The 17,381-nt window shown below is 72.2% G+C and carries 17 protein-coding genes; 10 read left to right on the top strand and 7 right to left on the bottom strand.

Annotated features, from left to right (window positions below; translation table 11 throughout):
* Positions 1 to 9: 9 nt before the first annotated feature.
* The 3 genes from ABZX75_RS06140 to ABZX75_RS06130 all read right to left on the bottom strand — a co-directional run bounded on the left by ABZX75_RS06140 (position 10) and on the right by ABZX75_RS06130 (position 2,490).
* The gene (locus ABZX75_RS06140; protein WP_355408350.1) at positions 10 to 1,203 is read right to left on the bottom strand and encodes an MAB_1171c family putative transporter; all 1,194 of its coding nucleotides are present in this window, start codon (positions 1,201 to 1,203) and stop codon (positions 10 to 12) included.
* Positions 1,200 to 1,757 carry a toxin-antitoxin system, toxin component gene (locus ABZX75_RS06135; RefSeq protein WP_355408348.1) on the bottom strand — a complete coding sequence of 186 codons (558 nt, stop codon included), beginning with the start codon at positions 1,755 to 1,757 and terminating at the stop codon, positions 1,200 to 1,202. The genes ABZX75_RS06140 and ABZX75_RS06135 overlap by 4 nt, the downstream gene beginning before the upstream one ends.
* Positions 1,758 to 1,821: 64 nt before the next feature.
* Entirely contained in the window at positions 1,822 to 2,490 is a 669-nt protein-coding gene (locus tag ABZX75_RS06130; protein WP_355408346.1) for a helix-turn-helix transcriptional regulator, read from the bottom strand.
* Between the two features lie 218 nt (positions 2,491 to 2,708).
* Here ABZX75_RS06130 and ABZX75_RS06125 point away from each other — a divergent pair, with 218 nt between their 5' ends.
* The 3 genes from ABZX75_RS06125 to ABZX75_RS06115 all read left to right on the top strand — a co-directional run bounded on the left by ABZX75_RS06125 (position 2,709) and on the right by ABZX75_RS06115 (position 7,349).
* On the top strand, positions 2,709 to 3,695 hold the full coding sequence (locus tag ABZX75_RS06125; RefSeq protein WP_355408344.1) for a helix-turn-helix domain-containing protein: 987 nt from the start codon (positions 2,709 to 2,711) through the stop codon (positions 3,693 to 3,695).
* A gap of 142 nt (positions 3,696 to 3,837) precedes the next feature.
* Positions 3,838 to 5,193 (top strand): 6-phospho-beta-glucosidase, encoded by a 1,356-nt coding sequence (locus ABZX75_RS06120; protein ID WP_355408508.1) that lies wholly within the window; start codon positions 3,838 to 3,840, stop codon positions 5,191 to 5,193.
* A gap of 59 nt (positions 5,194 to 5,252) precedes the next feature.
* The gene (locus ABZX75_RS06115) at positions 5,253 to 7,349 is read left to right on the top strand and encodes an MDR family MFS transporter (protein WP_355408506.1); all 2,097 of its coding nucleotides are present in this window, start codon (positions 5,253 to 5,255) and stop codon (positions 7,347 to 7,349) included.
* Positions 7,350 to 7,520: 171 nt separating this feature from the next.
* Here ABZX75_RS06115 and ABZX75_RS06110 read toward each other — a convergent pair whose 3' ends face one another.
* Entirely contained in the window at positions 7,521 to 8,084 is a 564-nt protein-coding gene (locus tag ABZX75_RS06110) for an NUDIX domain-containing protein (RefSeq protein ID WP_355408342.1), read from the bottom strand.
* Positions 8,085 to 8,192: 108 nt separating this feature from the next.
* Positions 8,193 to 8,831 carry a cupin domain-containing protein gene (locus ABZX75_RS06105; RefSeq protein ID WP_355408340.1) on the bottom strand — a complete coding sequence of 213 codons (639 nt, stop codon included), beginning with the start codon at positions 8,829 to 8,831 and terminating at the stop codon, positions 8,193 to 8,195.
* 66 nt (positions 8,832 to 8,897) lie between these two features.
* Here ABZX75_RS06105 and ABZX75_RS06100 point away from each other — a divergent pair, with 66 nt between their 5' ends.
* Positions 8,898 to 9,974: an NAD(P)/FAD-dependent oxidoreductase gene (locus ABZX75_RS06100; RefSeq protein ID WP_355408338.1), complete on the top strand. Its 1,077-nt coding sequence runs from the start codon at positions 8,898 to 8,900 to the stop codon at positions 9,972 to 9,974.
* A gap of 133 nt (positions 9,975 to 10,107) precedes the next feature.
* Positions 10,108 to 11,550, top strand: coding sequence for an NAD(P)-binding protein (locus ABZX75_RS06095; RefSeq protein ID WP_355408336.1), 1,443 nt, complete (start codon positions 10,108 to 10,110; stop codon positions 11,548 to 11,550).
* 91 nt (positions 11,551 to 11,641) lie between these two features.
* On the opposite strand, the gene ABZX75_RS06090 is transcribed toward ABZX75_RS06095, so the two are convergent.
* Positions 11,642 to 12,715: an ATP-dependent DNA ligase gene (locus ABZX75_RS06090; protein WP_355408334.1), complete on the bottom strand. Its 1,074-nt coding sequence runs from the start codon at positions 12,713 to 12,715 to the stop codon at positions 11,642 to 11,644.
* Between the two features lie 75 nt (positions 12,716 to 12,790).
* Between ABZX75_RS06090 and ligD the strand changes: the two genes are divergently transcribed.
* The 4 genes from ligD to ABZX75_RS06070 all read left to right on the top strand — a co-directional run bounded on the left by ligD (position 12,791) and on the right by ABZX75_RS06070 (position 16,087).
* The gene (gene ligD, locus ABZX75_RS06085) at positions 12,791 to 13,810 is read left to right on the top strand and encodes a non-homologous end-joining DNA ligase (protein WP_355408332.1); all 1,020 of its coding nucleotides are present in this window, start codon (positions 12,791 to 12,793) and stop codon (positions 13,808 to 13,810) included.
* A gap of 297 nt (positions 13,811 to 14,107) precedes the next feature.
* Positions 14,108 to 14,524, top strand: coding sequence for a nuclear transport factor 2 family protein (locus ABZX75_RS06080; protein WP_355408330.1), 417 nt, complete (start codon positions 14,108 to 14,110; stop codon positions 14,522 to 14,524).
* Positions 14,525 to 14,813: 289 nt separating this feature from the next.
* Positions 14,814 to 15,719: an alpha/beta fold hydrolase gene (locus tag ABZX75_RS06075; RefSeq protein WP_355408328.1), complete on the top strand. Its 906-nt coding sequence runs from the start codon at positions 14,814 to 14,816 to the stop codon at positions 15,717 to 15,719.
* Positions 15,716 to 16,087 (top strand): hypothetical protein, encoded by a 372-nt coding sequence (locus ABZX75_RS06070; protein WP_355408326.1) that lies wholly within the window; start codon positions 15,716 to 15,718, stop codon positions 16,085 to 16,087. Before ABZX75_RS06075 ends, ABZX75_RS06070 begins: the two co-directional genes overlap by 4 nt.
* On the opposite strand, the gene ABZX75_RS06065 is transcribed toward ABZX75_RS06070, so the two are convergent.
* A complete protein-coding gene (locus ABZX75_RS06065) occupies positions 16,071 to 16,733 on the bottom strand; it encodes a TetR/AcrR family transcriptional regulator (RefSeq protein ID WP_355408324.1) in 663 nt (220 codons plus the stop codon). The two genes, ABZX75_RS06070 and ABZX75_RS06065, sit on opposite strands and share 17 nt — an antisense overlap.
* 319 nt (positions 16,734 to 17,052) lie before the next feature.
* Here ABZX75_RS06065 and ABZX75_RS06060 point away from each other — a divergent pair, with 319 nt between their 5' ends.
* Positions 17,053 to 17,295: a WhiB family transcriptional regulator gene (locus ABZX75_RS06060; protein ID WP_355408322.1), complete on the top strand. Its 243-nt coding sequence runs from the start codon at positions 17,053 to 17,055 to the stop codon at positions 17,293 to 17,295.
* The last annotated feature ends 86 nt before the right edge of the window (positions 17,296 to 17,381 follow it).

Genomic DNA, 17,381 nt, shown 5'->3' with positions numbered 1-17,381 from the left:
GGACATCCTTCAGCCCGGGCCGCTGCCCGACAGCGCCACCTGCCGGCGCAGGGCCGCCACCACCGGCGAATGGCGCAGGGCGTGCGAGATCCGCAGGAGATCGCGCGGCCCGTCGGCGGTGTCGAGCGTGGTCTCCTCGGCGGCCGCCCCGATGACCGCGCCCTCGGGGTCGGCCGAGCGGGCCTGTACGGCGGCCGCGACCATGGCGGCGTCGGCGACCGCGCGGGCGGTCTCCTCGTCGGCCCCTTCCGCGACGGCGCGCTCGTAGGCGTCGTCGCGGTGGCGGCGGTCGAAGTACGGGCCGAGGTGGAGGAATCCGTCGTGGATGTCGGACTCGCGCTGGATCACGCGCAGTTCGGCGGCGGACCACCACGACATCCGCACGCCGGGGGTACCGCCGCCGGGTGCGGAGATCTGCACCTCCTGCCAGAGCGTGCCGAGCCGCCGGTACGTCGTCCAGGTCTGCCAGTTGTCCGACATCCGCTGGCAGACCAGCGGGAGCACGAAACCGATCGCGCTGATCAGCGCGCCCACGGCGGCGAGCGGCGGGGCGACGAAGGTGCTCAGGCCGTCGAGGTTGTGGCCCAGCCAGCGGGCGACGACCGCGGAGATCTTGGTGGCGTCGTAGCTGAGGTTGAACATGTAGCCGGAAACGATGATCACCAGGCCGACCCGCAGCCACCCGCGCACCTGCAGGGACCAGCGCCAGCACATGGCCACCATCACGACCGCGGCCACGTGGTGCGCCAGCAGGTAGAGGCCGATCATCTGGCGGATGTAGGGCGTGTTCGCGTAGTGGGTGTCGAAGTCGCGCAGCCGCTCGACGGGGGCCTCGCCGAGGACGAACAGCACGATCAGGGCCACGATGACGGCGCTGTAGCCGAGGATCCAGCGCCGTGAGATCCGCCGTGTCTGTTCGGGCGGGCCGCCCCGCCAGTTGACGACCAGGACCAGGCAGGAGGCGCTGAAGGCGGTGATCAGGCAGTAGACGAGGGGGGCCGAGACGTTGACGATGCCGGTCCAGCGGTTGACCGCCTCGATGGTGGGCGGGGCGGCGAAGGTGAACACCGCTCCGGCCAGGGTCAGCAGGGCGCAGACCGAGCGCAGCAAAGGGTCACGCCAGTTGTGTCGTAGCGCCGGCAGCTTGAAGGCGAGCGAGATCGCCATCGCGGCCGCCGGTATGTAGTAGTCCTCGCCGTTCAACGGTCGTTCCTGTGCCCCCGGTATCCGAGCGAGGCCTCGATCCGGCCCGCCAAATGGTCACGCTGGGCCGGAGCCCGGTGGTTCGCCGATCCGGCCAGCCAGGTCCTGCACCGGCTGCCCAGCAGTAAGCCGAAGGTTTCGGCCTCGGTCTCCTCCTGGACGTCGGCGCGCGTGCGCGCGGCGACGCGGCGGACCGTCTCGCCGAGATCGGCCTCGTCGGACAGCAGCCGAGCGGCGACGGCCGCGCCGTCGACGTGGTGACTGCAGTGGCCGGCCTTCATGTGCCACAGCTCGTGACCCAGGATCACCAACTGGTGGTCCGGTGCGGTGCGTTCCTCGATGACCACCAGATCGCGGTCCGCCATGTCGAGCCACAGGCCGCTGGCCGTCCCCGGCGGGAACGAGGCCATCCGGAAGTCCACCCGGCGGCCGCGGTGTCTGCTCATGCCCTCGCAGAGGGCGGCGTAGAGGTCCACGGGTTCCACGGGCGCGGTCAGCCGGATGCCGGCCACCAGCTCCCCGCACAACCGCCGCTGCTCTCTGCCTATGCTCACCGTTCTCCCCGTCGGCGCGGATCCGGATCAGGACTCAAGGATCAGACCCAGGCTTTCGACTGGGTCAGGATTCATTCGGTTTGACGCTTTCGAGAAGCATGTCCAGCCATTCGGTCACCTTGTCCCGGTGCTTGTCGCTGGGCAGTTGGGCGGCGCGCCAGGCGATGCCCCGCACCCCGTGGTTCTGGAGGAGTCTTGCCAGCGGATCGCCCGCCGAAGCGGCCACGGCCGGTGCCGTCTCCCGCGAACGGCCGGCGAAGTCCTGGAGCAGCTGTTGCTCGGTCCGCTGGAGAGCGTCGGTGAGGGCGTCGGCGTCGTGGGCGGTGAGGAAGCCGGCGTGCACCCCGAAGAAGCGCTGGATCGCGTCGCAGTGCTCCATGGTGGGCCGGCGGTCGCCGTTGATCAGGGCCCCGGCCTGCTGCCGGGACATGCCGGCGCCGTCCGCGATCTCCTGCTGCGTGTAGCGGCGGCCGTTGGGTTTGACGCGGGTGCGCCGGAGCAGGTCGAGACGCTGGAGGAAGCGGGTCTGGAGATCGGGCTCACCGGCCGGCCGCCCCTCCAACAGGGTCCTGACCACGTCCGTGGGCACGCCGGAGGCCTCCGAGAGGCGCCGCAGGTCGAAGACCTGGTTCAGGTCGCGGCCCATCTTGCCCGCGAGTTCGGCGACGCGTGTGACGGTGGCGGCCAGGGGTGCGTGGGCCACCGCGACGGGAGCCGGGAAGCCGTCTGTCACCAGTGGTTCTCCTAGATCGCGCGAAGTCGGTTCGGGCACATGGTCGGCTTCTGGAATCTAGCCGTTCTGCTCCGGAAGGGCTAGAACGTGCCACAGCTGTGGCGGGAATGAGCTGTCAAGAGGCTGGAATTGCCACAATAGTTGACACTCGAATGAAGTCGGTAGCAGGATCGCCACACGGAAATGAAGATCCAGACCGTGAGAAGGGGGAGCTCTCGGTGCCACATCTCGCAGCGGTGGGCCCGTCCGATGGCCTCGCCCGAGCCGGTGAGGGCCGCCTGTCGGGCGAGGAGTCCGCACGCGGCGCCGTGCGGTCGGAGCGACGCAAGGAGATTTTGCGCCAGCGCCGCGAAGAACTGGGCCTGAGCCAGGAGGACCTGGCCGCACGGCTGCGCATCAGCGTCCGTGCGTACGGCAATTGGGAGCGCGGCCTGGTCAAGGAATGGACGGACCGCAAACTGCTCGCCCTGGCCGAGGCGTTGGAGATGAGCGAGCGGCAGTGCTTCTGGCTCTTCCGCGTCATGGTCGACCGCGACCCGCCGCCGACCTGGCGGGCCGCCGAGGAGAACCGGCTGCCCGCGGACCCGGCCCAGCGCGACTACCTGTGCGACTACGCGGCGCTCATGGAGTCCGTGCCCTACCCCAGCTTCCTGGTGGACCACCGCTGGGACGTCGCGCTCACCAACTCCGCCTTCGACCAGCTCTTCCAGGCCGTACGGCCGCACCCGACGGCCCTGCCGGACGACAACTTCCTGCGCTTCGTGCTGTTCCACCCGGACGCCGCGGGCGTGCTGGAGGACCACGAACCGGCCTGGTGTGTACCGCTCCTGGCCCGGTTCGCGACCGCGCTGTCCGAGGCGCCGGAGGACGAGGGGCTGCGCAGCATCCGCCAGGAGGTGGCCCGCGACCCGTTCATGGAGGCGGCCTACCGGTACGGGGTGCCGCACTGGCTGAGCACGCACGGGGCCCACGCCGCAGAGCAGGACGGGGCGGTGCGCACCGTGCGCCATCCCGACCCGCGGTGGGGCCTGGCACGCTGCCGGATGGTGGCCGAAACCAGCCGGATGCTGGACGCGATGGGGCTGACCCGGATCACCCTGATCCTCTCCGCGCCGCAGGGTGCGCCGGCGGGTCCGGTCCGCGGCGGCGGGGTTCCGCAGCAGCAGGGGGCCAGGCTGCGCGCCGTGCCGCCGCTGGGGGAGTGACCGGCCGGGGGACACTGGTGCCCTGAATCGTGTGCGCGGTGGTGCGCCGACGGTGTGCCGCAGGGTGCGGAGGCCGCGGATGCCGCGGATCGTGGCGTTCGCCGTGGCACGCGTCGTGGCACTCGTGAAGGGCGGTAGGGGCGTGCGGCTGACGATCCTCGGCGGGGGCGGGTTCCGGGTACCGCTCGTATACGGAGCGCTGCTCGGCGACCACGCCGAGGGCCGGGTGTCCCACGTGACGCTGTACGACGAGGATCCCGGGCGCCTCGGCGCCATGGCCCGGGTCCTCGCCGGCCAGGCGGCCGCCGCCGCAGTGCCGGACGCCCCGGCCGTCAGCGCCACCGGGGACCTCGACGAAGCCCTGCGCGGGGCCGACTTCGTCTTCTCCGCCATCCGCGTCGGCGGCCTGGAGGGGCGCGCCGCGGACGAGCGGATCGCCCTGGCCGAGGGTGTGCTGGGGCAGGAGACGGTGGGCGCGGGCGGGATCGCGTACGGTCTGCGGACCGTGCCGGTGGCCCGTGGGATCGCGCGCAGGATCGCCCGTATCGCCCCCGACGCGTGGGTCATCAACTTCACCAACCCGGCCGGGCTGGTCACCGAGGCGATGGCCGAAGAGCTCGGGGAGCGGGTGATCGGCATCTGCGACTCGCCCGTGGGGCTCGGCCGTCGCATCGCCAGGCTGCTGGGAGCCCGGCCGGACGAGGCCTGGATCGACTACGTCGGCCTCAACCACCTGGGCTGGGTCCGCGGGCTGCGCATCGGCGGCCGCGACGAGCTGCCCCGGCTGCTGGCCGACGCCGACGCCCTGGAGTCCTTCGAGGAGGGCAGGCTCTTCGGAGCCGAGTGGCTGCGCTCGCTCGGCGCGATCCCGAACGAGTACCTGCACTACTACTACTTCAACCGTGACACCGTACGGGCCTACCAGGAGGCCGAGCAGACCCGCGGCGCCTTCCTGCGCGACCAGCAGCGCGGCTTCTACGCCGAGGCGGGCCGGGCCGGGCAGCGGGCCGGGGCGGCACTCGCCGCCTGGGAGCGGACCAGGGCCGAGCGCGAAGCCACGTACATGGCCGAGAACCGCGAGGCGGCGGGCGTCGGTGAGCGCGACGAGAGCGACCTGGAATCCGGGGGCTACGAGAAGGTCGCGCTCGCGCTGATGCGAGCGATCGCCCGGGACGAGCGGGCCACGCTGATCCTCAACGTCCCCAACCGCGGCACGCTGTCCGTCCTCGACGCGGAGGCGGTCATCGAGGTGCCCTGTCTGGTCGACGCGAACGGCGCCCACCCGGTGGCCGTGGCCCCGCTCCCGCTCCACGCGGTGGGCCTGGTCACGGCCGTCAAGGCGGTGGAGCGGGAGATCCTGGCGGCCGCGGCGAGCGGTTCGCGGGCGGACGCGGTGAAGGCCTTCGCGCTGCACCCGCTGGTGGACTCGGTGGGGGTGGCCCGGCGGCTGCTGGACGGGTATGCGGCGGCCCATCCGGGCCTGGCCTACCTGCGCTGACTCCGCACTTCCCAACGTCCCACGGTGTGCCCGCGGGTCACCCGTACAGCCCGCGCCGCATGCGGCGCGGCGGGGGCGCTGTGAGAGTGCGAGGTGTGACCACTGCCCCCGCTGTCACCGCGGCGCCACCCGTGCTGGACCGGCGGCGGCGCAACGTGGTCTTCGGCACGATCATGCTGGGCGTACTGCTGGCCGCCCTCGACCAGACGATCGTGGGCACCGCCCTGCCCACGATCGTTGCGGATCTCGGCGGCGCGGCCCACATGTCGTGGGTGGTGACCTCGTATCTGCTCGCGGAGACCGTCGCGACGGTGCTGGTGGGCAAGTTCGGTGACCTCTTCGGCCGGAAGGTGATCTTCCAGGTCTCGGCCGTCATCTTCATCACCGGTTCGTTCCTGTGCGGCCTCGCCGGCAACATGACCCTGCTCATCCTGTGGCGGGGCGTGCAGGGCATCGGCGCCGGCGGCCTCATGGTCACCTCGATGGCCCTGATCGCCGATGTGGTCCCGCTGCGCGATCGGGGCAAGTACCAGGGCACGATCGGCGCCGTCTTCGGCGTCGCGACCGTGATCGGGCCGCTGCTGGGAGGGCTCTTCACCGACCATCTGAGCTGGCGCTGGGCCTTCTACGTCAACGTCCCGATCGCCGTCCTGGTGGTCGTGACCGCCGCGCGCACGATCCCGTCGGTACGGGCGGCCGGGCGGCCGGTGATCGACTACCTGGGCATCGCCCTGGTCGCGGCCGGCTCCAGCGCGCTGATCCTGGCCACCAGCTGGGGCGGGAACGAGTACGCCTGGGGCTCGGCGATGATCATCGGGCTGTTCGGCGGCGGCGCCGTAGCCCTGGCCCTGTTCTGCCTGGTGGAGACGCGGGCGGCGCAGCCGATGCTGCCGATGCGGCTCTTCCGCAACCCCGTCTTCACGGTCTGCTCGGTGCTCAGCTTCGTCGTCGGCTTCGCGATGCTGGGCGCGATGACCTTCCTGCCGACGTACCTGCAGTACGTGGACGGTGATTCGGCCACGGTGTCGGGCGTACGGACATTGCCGCTGGTCATCGGCCTGCTGATCGCGTCCGTCTTCAGCGGCAACGTCACGGGCAAGACCGGGCGGTACCGGATCTTCCCCATCGCGGGCTGTCTGGTGATGGCCGTGGGCCTGTACCTGCTCTCCCGGATGGGACCGCAGAGCAGCGCATGGCTGGAATCGGTGTACATGTTCGTGCTCGGTACCGGCATCGGCCTGTGCATGCAAGTACTGACGATCGCCGTGCAGAACACCGTCGACTACGCCGACCTCGGTACCGCGACGTCGGGCGTCACCTTCTTCCGTACGCTCGGCAGTTCCTTCGGGACGGCCGTGTTCGGCACGATCTACGCGAACAGCCTGAAGCCCGAGCTGACGAAGGGGGTCGAGGAGGCGGCGCGGGCCACCGGGGCGGATCCGGCGCGCCTGGGCGCGGCCGCACAGAGCCCGCAAGGGGTGCACGGACTCGATCCGGCGGCCGCGGTTCCGGTCATCGGCGCGTACGCGCAGGCGTTGCACACGGTGTTCCTGTGGACCGTGCCGGTGGCGGTGGTCGGCTTCGTCGTGGCGCTCTTCCTCAAGCAGGTCCGGCTCCGCGACAGCGCCCGGGCCGGTTCCAGGGACATGGGCGACGGCTTCGCCTCGCCGGCCACGGCCTCCGGGGACTCCGCGAAGCTGCTGGAGCTGGCGGTCGGCAAGCTCGTACGGACCATGGGGACGGACACGGCGCGCAGGATCGTGGAGGCCTCGGACACGCGGCTGGACATGGCGGGCGTGTGGGCCGTGATGCAGGTGGACTTGCTGACCCGGACGGTCGGCCACGCCAGCCTGGGACTCGTCGCGAACCGGCGGTCGCTGCCGCCGGAGGTGCTGCTTCCGGTCTTCGAGCGGATGGTGGACGAGGGGTACCTGACGCGGGAGAACGGCTTCTTCGCGCACACCCCGGCGGGGGAGCGGGAGGCCGCGGTCATCTCGCGGGCGTGGGCGGACTGGCTCGGCGACCAGTTGGAGAAGGACCGGGGGCGGCCGCGGAGCGCCGAACTGCGGGTGGCGGCGGACGCGATCGCGAAGCGGCTGCTGGCCGAGGACCTGAGCGAGGGGAACTTCGCGCCGCGGGTGGCGCCGCGGGGGTAACGGGCCGGTCGGCCGGCGCGCCGTCGCCGCCCCGGGCAAGGGGATCTGCGGCTCTGCGGCCTCGACGGTCCGGGCCGGGTTGGTCCGGGTCGGGTGGGGTCGGGTCGGACGGTCCGGGTCGCCGCCGCCGCGCCTGCCTGGGAGCCTCCGACGGGGGCGGGGCCCGGTGTTTCAGGCGCTGGTCTCCGCGGCCGCGCTTGCGCCCGAAGCCGTGCCCGCGCCTGGGTCCGTGTCGACCTCTCCGTCCGTGTCGAGGCCCGCGGTCGCGATCGGGTAGTCGTACGAGGGCACGTACGGCAGCGTCGTGAGCTCCGGGCGCCAGGTGCGCAGGACGGCCGCCGAAGGGGGATAGAGGGCCGAGGGGATCTCGGCGGGGGAGAACCACTGCCAGCGGGCGATCTTGTGAGGCTCGGTGACGGTGGGGACGCCCTGCGCGGTGGTGGTGACGGCGGCCGCCGTCAGCCGGGGCACGTCAGACTCCGCCTCCAAGTGGACGGCCAAGACCCGGATCCCCCCGGCGGCCGCCCGCAGGTCCGTTTCCTCGGCGAGCTCCCGGGCGGCGGCCTGCTCGAAGCCCTCACCCGGGTCGACCTTGCCGCCGGGCAGCTCCCAGCGGCCGTCGTGCGCTTGGCCGAGCAGCACCCGGCCGTCCGGGGCGACCACGATCAGTCCGACGCCGGCGACGGCGTTGGGCTCGGGTACGGCCCGCTCGGGGCGCTCGTTGGGGACGGTCATGGCGATCCTCTGTTCCGGGCCGGTCGGCGGCGGGTCGTTCATTCGGTCAGGCGTCAGGCTTCAGACGTGAGACGTGAGACGTCAGACGTTAGGGGTCAGGGGCTGCGGTCAGGGGGCTGCGGTGCCGGTGGGGCCCGGGGAGCCCGAGGTGGTGGTGGGCCTGGCCCGTACGTGGATCCGCTCACCCTGTGGGCCGAAGAGGCTGAGGAACTCCACCGGCTGCGGACCCGCGTTGGAGAAGGCGTGCGGGGTGTGCGTGTCGAACTCGGCGGCCTCACCCGCGCCGAGGACGAGATCGTGCTCGCCCAGCAGCAGGCGGAGGCGTCCGGACAGCACGTACAGCCACTCGTAGCCTTCGTGGACCTTGAGTTCGGGCGCGGGCGGTGGAACCGCGAGGGGCGGGAGGATCTGCTTGAAGGCGTGCACCCCGCCGAAATTGCGGGTCAGCGGGACGTAGGTGCCGCCGTTCCGGACGAAGGGGCGCGGGCGGATCCGCGGATCCCCGGTCTCGGGGGCGCCGACCAGCTCGTCGAGCGCCACCCGGTGGGCCTTGGCCAGCGGCAGGAGCAGTTCCAGCGTCGGCCGGCGCTGGCCGGACTCCAGCCGGGAGAGGGTGGAGAGCGAGATGCCCGTGATCTCGCTCAGTTGGGACAGCGTGGTGCCGCGCTGCCGACGCAGTGCACGCAGTCGCGGGCCGACGGCGGTGAGCACGTCCGCGAGGTCTTCGTCCCGCTCTTCGGTGGCCATGGCTCCATTTGCCGCTTCGGCAACAACATTTGTCAAGGGGGAGCTCGCGGGCGGATCCTCACCGACATGGAGAACACGAGGAAAGACCGGTTCGACGTGGTGGTCGTGGGCGGCGGGGCCGCCGGGCTGGCCGGGGCGCTCACCCTGGTCCGGGCCCGCCGTTCCGTGCTGGTGATCGACTCCGGCAGCCCGCGCAACGCCCCCGCCGCGCACATGCACGGCTACCTCGGCAAGGACGGGGACAGCCCGGCCGATCTGCTGGCCGAGGGCCGGGCGGAGGTCACCGGTTACGGCGGTGAGATCCGGTCGGGCACGGCCGTCGCCGCCGACCGGCTGCCCGAGGGGGGCTTCCTCGTCCGCTGCGGGGACGGCTCGACCGTACGGGCGGGGCGGCTGCTGGTCGCCACCGGTCTGGTGGACGAGCTTCCGGCGGTGCCGGGCCTCGGTGCGCGCTGGGGGCGGGACGTGCTGCACTGCCCGTACTGCCACGGTTGGGAGGTGCGGGACGAGCCGCTCGCGGTGCTGGCCACCGGGCCTCTCGCCGTGCATCAGGCTCAGCTCTGGCGGCAGTGGAGCGACCGCACGACGCTGTTGTCGCACACCTGGAAGCTCACGGAGGAGAACCGGGAACTGCTGGCCGCGCGGGGCGTAGAGGTCGTCGAGGGCGAGGTGACCGGCCTCGTCGTGAGCGACGACCGGCTGAGCGGGGTGACCCTGGCCGACGGGGCGACGGTGGCGTGCCGGGCGCTCGTGGTGGCTCCGCGGTTCACCGCCCGTTCGGGTGTCCTGACCAGCCTGGGCCTGCCGGCGGTCACGATGGAGCGGGGCGGACAGGTGATCGGCGTCTGCGTCGAGTCCGACCCGGCGACCGGGGCCACCGCGCTCGCGGGCGTCTGGGCGGCGGGCAATGTGACATCCCCGATGGAGAAGGTCGCCGGCGCGGCTGCCCAGGGCGAGCACGCGGCCGTCGCCATCAACGCCGACCTGATCGAGGCGGAGACCCGCCGGGCGGTGGAGATCCACCGGGCCGCCGCGGGTGGCGCGGGGCGTGGCGGCACCAGCACCAACACGGGCACCCGCACCGGCACTCGCACCCGCACCGACACCGGCACCGGCACCCGCACCGTGAGGGGTCTCGGCTGATCGCACCGGCCGGGCGCGGGTCGACGTACATGTCGGACCTCGGCCACCTGTGCGGGTTTCGGTCGGGTTCCGTTCGCGCAGGCTCCGGACGGTGTGATGGTCGTACGGTTCATCGGCTCAGGGGGGCGCGCGAATGGCACATGTACTGGTCATCGGCGGAGGCGTCGGAGGGCTGGCCACGGCCCTGCTCACGGCGCGGCAGGGGCACACCGTCGAATTGTTCGAGCGGGACACGCGTGCCCCCGGCACCGCGCTGGACCGGGATTTCTTCGGCTGGCGCCGGCCCGCCGTACCCCAGGCGACCCAGCCGCACGTGCTGCTCGGGGCCGCGCGCAAGGTGCTGCGGGATGAACTGCCCGACGTCTATGAGGAGATGCTGCGGCTCGGGGCCCGCGAGCGGCACGAGCTGGACTGGTTTGAGGCGCGTCCGCCGGCGCGGCCGGGCGACGAGGACCTCGTCATGCTCCAGGCCAGGCGCATCGTGCTGGAGAGCGCGCTGGTCACGGCCCTGCGCGCGGAAGCCGGGGTCGTCACGCGGTACGGGGAGCCGGTCACCGGGCTCACCACGGAGCCGGGGTCAGGGTCGGGGCCGCGGTCGCTGTCCACTGCGGGGTCGGAGCCGGGCTCGGGGCGCGGGACCCGGGTGACGGGAGTGACCACGGGCACCGGGAGTTACGCGGGGGACCTCGTCGTGGACGCGGGCGGGCGGCGCGGGGGTGTGGAGCGCTGGCTGGCCGTGGCGGGCTGCCGCCCGCCCGTCGTGGAACGGCACCGCACGGGGCTCGCGTACTTCTGCCGCTGGTACCGCCTGCCCGCGGGCGTGGAGGAAGGCCCGCGCCGGCCCTGGGCGGTGACCGGCGGCACTTTCGCCGGCTGCGCGGCCTTCCCGGCCGACAACCGGCTGTTCGCCGTGACGCTGTTCGTTCACACCGAGGACACCACGCGCTCCGCCCTGCGTGATCCCGCCGTCTTCGAAGCCGCCGCCCGTACCTTCCCGCCCGGCGCGGCCTGGCTTGAACTGGGTGCCGAGCCGCTGTCCGAAGTCCTCGCCACCGCGAGCCTGGACAACCGGTGGAGCGCGCTGGTCGACGAGCAGGGCCCGGTGGTGAGCGGGTTGGTGCCCGTCGGGGACTCCATCACGCACACCAACCCGACCCTCGGGCAGGGCACTTCGCTGGCGCTGTGGGGTGCGCGCAGGGTAGCCCGTACGGCCCACCGCGACCCGGGGTCGGAGCGGTTCGCCGCCGACCACCACGCCTGGGCGCTGCGCACCCTGAAGCCGTGGTTCGACTTCCAGGTCGTCGCCGACGCTGCCATCGGGGAGCGCTTCGCGACGCGGGCCGCGCGTACGGGGACGGCCCGCGAGGTGGCGGCGCTGTTCGACTGCGCGCTGGAGGATCCCGAGGTGATGCGGGCGCGGGCCAAGGTCCGGCACCTGGCGGACTCCCCGGAGCGGGCGTACGCGGACCCGGAGGTCCGGGCCCGGGTGGCCCGGTGGCTGGACGCGCGGCCGCAGTACGCGCCTCACGCGGCCGGGCCGGAGCGGGCGGAGTGGGAGAAGCTGACCTCGGGGTGAGGGCGCCGGGCCGAGGTGACGGGGCCGAGGTGGTAGCCGTGCCGAGGGGGTGGGCCGAGGTGGACGGCCGAGGTGGCCGGGCCACCGCCGTTCAGCCGTCCGGAGGCCCGCCCAGCACCTCGGCGAGGTCGTACCGGACGACCTCCTGCAGTTGGGCGTAGGTGCAGCTCTCCGGGGCCCGGTCGGGCCGCCAGCGCCGGAACTGCGCGGTGTGCCGGAAGCGGTCCCCCTCCATGTGGTCGTACGCCACCTCGACGACCCGCTCGGGCCGCAGCGGCACCCAGGACAGGTCCTTCTTGCCGGTCCAGCGGCTCTGCGCACCGGGCAGCCGGGCGCTCTCGTGGGCGGCCTCCTCGGCCCAGGCGGCCCACGGGTGGCCCTCCGGGTCCGGCATGCGGAGCGGTGCGAGCTCGTCGACCAGTTCGGCGCGGCGCTTCATCGGGAAGGCGGCGCAGACGCCCACGTGCTGAAGGGTGCCGCGGTCGTCGTACAGGCCGAGGAGTAGCGATCCGACAATCGGACCGCTCTTGTGGAAACGGAAACCCGCGACGACGACGTCGGCCGTACGCTCGTGTTTGATCTTGTACATGAGGCGGGCATCGGGCCGGTAGGGGAGATCGAGGGGTTTGGCGATCACCCCGTCGAGCCCGGCGCCCTCGAACTGCTCGAACCACTCCTGCGCGAGCGCGGGGTCGGTGGTCGCGGGCGCGAGATGGACGGGGGGACGAGCGGTGGAGAGTGCCTGGACGAGGGCGGTACGGCGGTCGGCGAGCGGGGTGTCGAGGAGCGACTCGTCGCCGAGCGCCAGCAGATCGAAGGCGATGAAACCGGCGGGCGTCTTCTCGGCGAGCATGGTGACGCGGGACTGCGCGGGATGGATCCGCTCGGTCAGCCGGTCGAAGTCGAGCCGGCCGCCGTGAACGATGACGATCTCGCCGTCCACGACGCAGCGGGTGGGCAGGTTTGCCGTGAGGGCGGTGACCAGCTCGGGAAAGTACCTGGTGAGGCTCTTGCCCGTCCGGCTGCCGATCTCGATCTCTTCGCCGTCGCGGTGCACGATGGCACGGAAGCCGTCCCACTTGGCCTCGTACTGCATGCCCGGCGGGATCTTGGTCACGGACTTGGCGAGCATCGGTTTCACGGGGGGCATCACCGGCAGATCCATACCTGAGATTCTGCGGTGGTACGTCCGGCCCCGCCCGGTATGCGCGCCCGGCCAGGCGCGCCTACCGTGGCGCACATGGGTGCTGCCGGTAATGCGATCGAGCTGGAGGCGGGTGGGCGGACGGTTCGGCTGTCCAGCCCGGACAAGGTGTACTTCCCGGAGCGCGGCCTCACCAAGCGGGACGTGGCCGAGTACTACCTGGCGGTCGCGGACGGCATCACGCGAGCCCTGCGCAACCGTCCCACAACCCTGGAGCGGTACCCGGACGGAGTGGAGGGCGAGTCCTTCTTCCAGAAGCGGGCACCGAAGAACCTCCCCGACTGGATCCCGACCGCCCACATCGCCTTCCCGAGCGGCCGTACGGCCGACGAGATCTGCCCGACCGAACCGGCCGCCGTCCTGTGGGCTGCCAATCTGGGCTGCCTCACCTTCCACCCCTGGCCGGTGCGGCGCGAGGACACCGACCGGCCCGACGAACTGCGGATCGACCTGGACCCGCAGCCGGGCACCGACTACCACCACGCGGTGGCGGCCGCCCATGAGCTGCGCGCCCTGCTGGAGGAGCTCGGCTTGCGGGGCTGGCCCAAGACCTCGGGCGGGCGCGGGCTGCACGTCTTCGTGCCGATCGCGCCGCGCTGGACCTTCACCGAGGTCCGGCGGTGCGCGATCGCCCTCGGCCGGGAACTGGAGCGCCGGATGCCGGGCAGGGTCACCACGGCCTGGTGGAAGGAGGAGCGCGGCGAGCGGATCTTCGTCGACTACAACCAGACGGCGCGCGACCGCACGATCGCCTCCGCCTACTCCGTCCGCCCGCGTCCGCACGCCCCGGTGTCGGCGCCCCTGCGCTGGGACGAGGTGGACGACGCGGAACCGCGCGACTTCGACATCGTGACGATGCCCGCGCGCTACGCCGAACTGGGCGACCTGCACGCGGACATGGACGAGCACGCCTTCGCCTTGGACGCGGTACTGGAGTTGGCCGCCCGGGACGAACACAAGCACGGCCTGGGGGACATGCCGTATCCCCCGGACTACCCGAAGATGCCGGGCGAACCGAAGCGCGTACAGCCGAGCCGGGCGAAGCCCGAGCAGTAGCCCCGTACGGGTTCGCAGCACGGTGGCCACGGCGCGCGGTTCGAGCTGTGCGAGCCGGGCGCCGATGCAGAAGTGGGGCCGGCCCCGAGGGCCAGGTCGGGTCCCGGTGAGCGGGCGGGATCGGTGTTGATCCCCCGGATGTCGACGAGTACGGGCGCTCGGGCGGGCAGCCGGGTGCCGGCGAGTCGGTGGTGACCTGTCGCCACCAGGCGGTGGACGGCACCGCCCCATTCGAGCGAGGGCTTAAGGGAACATTTGTCCAATACGCTGACGCGCGCTGAAGGCGACAGTGGGTTCATGAGCCACGACATCATCCAGAACGCCTTCCAGGCGCTCGCCGGCAACGACCCGGACCGGATCTCCGCGGTCCTCACCGAGGACGCCGAATGGCTGTCGCCCCCTGGGAACGCCGCTGCCGTCGCGCTCGGGGGGAGCAACCACATGGTGGGCAGGGAGGCGATCGTGCGCTTCTTCGCCCAGGACTTCCCCCGCCTGTACGCGCGTGACGTCGCGGTCACCTTCCACGGGGTCCACGTCGACGGCGAGCGGGTGGCCGTGGAGGCGGCCGTGACGGCGACGCTCGCCAACGGCAACCCCTACAGCAACGACTACTGCTTCGTCATCGAGCTCCGGGACGGACTGATCCACCGGGTCCGCGAGTACGTGGACACAGCCCGCGGTCTCCGCATGGTCTTCGGCGAAGTTCCACGGTAGTTGACCCCGTTCGGGGCCGGTGACCAGGAGCAGAGTGGAGAAACCGCAACCGTTCAGCCGTAGCCGGTTCGGTCTCCGACCGTGCCGCAAGGCGGGCGACGCGGCGTGAACCGAGCGCCGCGCTCGCCCCCGTCGCACCCCCAACACCCGCTGACGCATCCACCAGCCGAAGCCAGAGGCGAAAACAACACGAACGATCGTGCTAATGTCTCCTCATCGTCCTGTCATCGCCGTCCGGCCCTGCGGCCGTTTGGTCGTTCGGCCGTCCTGAGGATCCGGAGAACCAGGCATGAATCCCACGGCTTCACTCCTGCGCGCCACCCTCAACATCAGCGCACGTCTCGCGCCGGGCCTCGCCGGGCCCCGCGTGTTCGCGCTGTTCGTCCGCCCGCTCGGCCGCGCACGGCTCCGTCCGGACGAGGCGGAGCTGATGGCCCGGGCCGAGACCGGCCGACTGGTCGTACGTGGCGCACCCGTCACCACGTACCGCTGGGGTGACGGCGACCGGCCGGTCCTGCTCGTCCACGGCTGGTCCTCGCGCGCCTCACGGTTCGCCGGCTTCGTCGAGGCCCTGCGCGCCCAGGGTCACACCGTGGTGTCGTTCGACGCCCCCGGGCACGGCGAGTCCGGCGGCCGGGCCGCCACGGTCCGGGACTTCCGCGAGGTCATCCGCCAACTACACACGCGGTACGGCGACTTCTCGACCGTCGTGGCCCACTCCCTCGGGGTGCTCGCCAGCCTGTTCACGTTGCGCGACGGGGTGCGCGCCGACCGGATCGTCGCCATCGGGGGAGTCGCCCAATTCGAGTATCTCGTCGACCAGTTCCGTCTCCGTCTCGGTCTGAGCGAGCGAATCGGGCAGCTCTTGCGCAGCCACGTCGAGCAGCGCCTCTTCCCCGGCGAAGCCGACATCTGGGAGCGCCTCGACGCCCGCTGGCGACCGTCGGACATCCCGGTACCGGTCCTTCTCATCCACGACACGGATGATGACGTCGCCGCGCCGGCCCAGTCCCGGGTGATCGCGACCGCCTACGGCACCCGGGCCCGCCTGATCGAGACCAGCGGGCTGGGCCATCGCCGGATCCTCGCCGATCCGGGAGTCATCGCCGCGTCGGTCGAGTTCGCCACGTCGCCACCGCCCGTGCCGCCGTCTTCCGGGCCGGCCGCGGCCGGCGCTCCGGCGGTCGCCCGGTGAGCCGCCCCGCTCCGCCGGTCACCGACCCCGGCCCCGGCCCAGATGCCGCCGGCACCCCCGGCACCGCCCCCGGCGCCGACCGCAACGGTCCCGCGGCCGTCACCGTCGGTTCCCTGCTGTTCGCCGCCAACGCCCTGCTGCTGTGGGGCTGGACCGAGGCCTCGACCTCGTACGCCCAGATCTTCCTGCCGGCCGGGCTGCTGGGCGGGCTCGGCATCGCGGCCACGGCAGCGCTGCTGACGGGCGCCGGAGCAGACGGCGGGGAGCAGTGGCGCGGGGTCTTTCTCCTGGCGGCGCTCAGCGCGCTGGGTGCGGCGGCCGCGGGGTGCTCGATGCGAGTCAGGAGCCGGGTCAAGCAGGGGGTTTGACGGCAGGAGGCCGTTCCGGGAGCTCGTCCGCGGCGGCCGCCACCGCACGCAGCCGGTCGAGGATGCCTCGGCCGGCGCGCTCGTAGGCCACCGGTTCCTCATGCAGGACCGAGTGCGCGTTGGCCAGTTCCATCAGCGCGATGATCTCGAAGGCCAGCTGCGGCACGTCCGCCGCCCCGTACCCGGCCCGGAAACCGCCCGCGAGGCGCGCCTCGTCCAGGACCCGCTCCACGTAACGCGTCCAGTCCGAGCGCACCTTGGCGATCTCGTCGTGTACGGGGCCGGGGCGCGCATCGAACTCCGCGGAGACGGAGTAGAAGAAGCACCCACCGGGGAAGATCCGGCGGTCGGAGTAGTCGAGCCAGCGCTCGCACAGGCGCCACACCTTGGCGACACCGGCGGCGTCCTCGCGCACGGGGCGTACGACCTGGGCCACGAACACGTCCACGGCGGCGCGGACGGTCGCGAGCTGAAGGTCCTCTTTGGAGCCGAAGAGAGCGAAGACACCGCTCTTGCTCAGGCCCAGATCGGTGGCGATCTTCCCCAGGGACAGACCCTCCAGACCGTCCACGGAGGCGATCCTCATCGTCCGGTCGAGAACGGTTCGTCGCGTCTGGTTCCCGCGTTCCACACGTCCGTCTGCCATCCCACCATCTTACAGAACGCACGGTCGTTCACTCTGTCGGAGCGGCCGCTGTCAGTGGCGGGTGCCATGCTCGAAGAGCACGGAAGGGGGGATGGAAGGGGGGCGGAAGGGGAGGGCGGAGGAGGACACGGGGGCAAGGTCCGGCTGAGCCCCGTCTCCCTGGAGGGAGCCGGCCGCTTCGCGAAGCCGGCGGATCTCTTCGGCGTACGGTTCACGGTCATGGCCGGCGCGCCGACCGTCGGCACACGGCCGGCGCCGGCGGCAGGGTGTTGATCAGGCGTTGATCGGACGTCCATCGGCGGCGCTCAGTATCTCCGGCATGTCGATGAACACCGCTGCCACAGCCACCGCCTGGTTCGACCTCGCCCTGTGCGCCCAGACGGGCCCGAGCTTCTTCTTCCCGGAGCCGGGTTCGTCGCTGCGCGACGCGAAGCGGCTGTGCGGGGCGTGCGAGGGGCGGGCGGCATGCCTCGAATACGCCCTGGCCAATGATGAGCGCTTCGGTGTCTGGGGCGGCCTCTCCGAGTCGGAACGCCTCGCCCTGCGGCCTCGCCGCGGCTGATCAGGTCCGCGTCCCCTTCCGGCTGCGCAGCAGGAAGCCCTGGCAGAGCGTCGCGGCTCCACCAGGGCTCTGCCAGGGCAATCGGC

The organism is Streptomyces sp. NPDC003038 (assembly GCF_040611115.1).
Taxonomy (GTDB): domain Bacteria; phylum Actinomycetota; class Actinomycetes; order Streptomycetales; family Streptomycetaceae; genus Streptomyces.
This window is presented reverse-complemented; position numbering and strand designations above follow the sequence as displayed.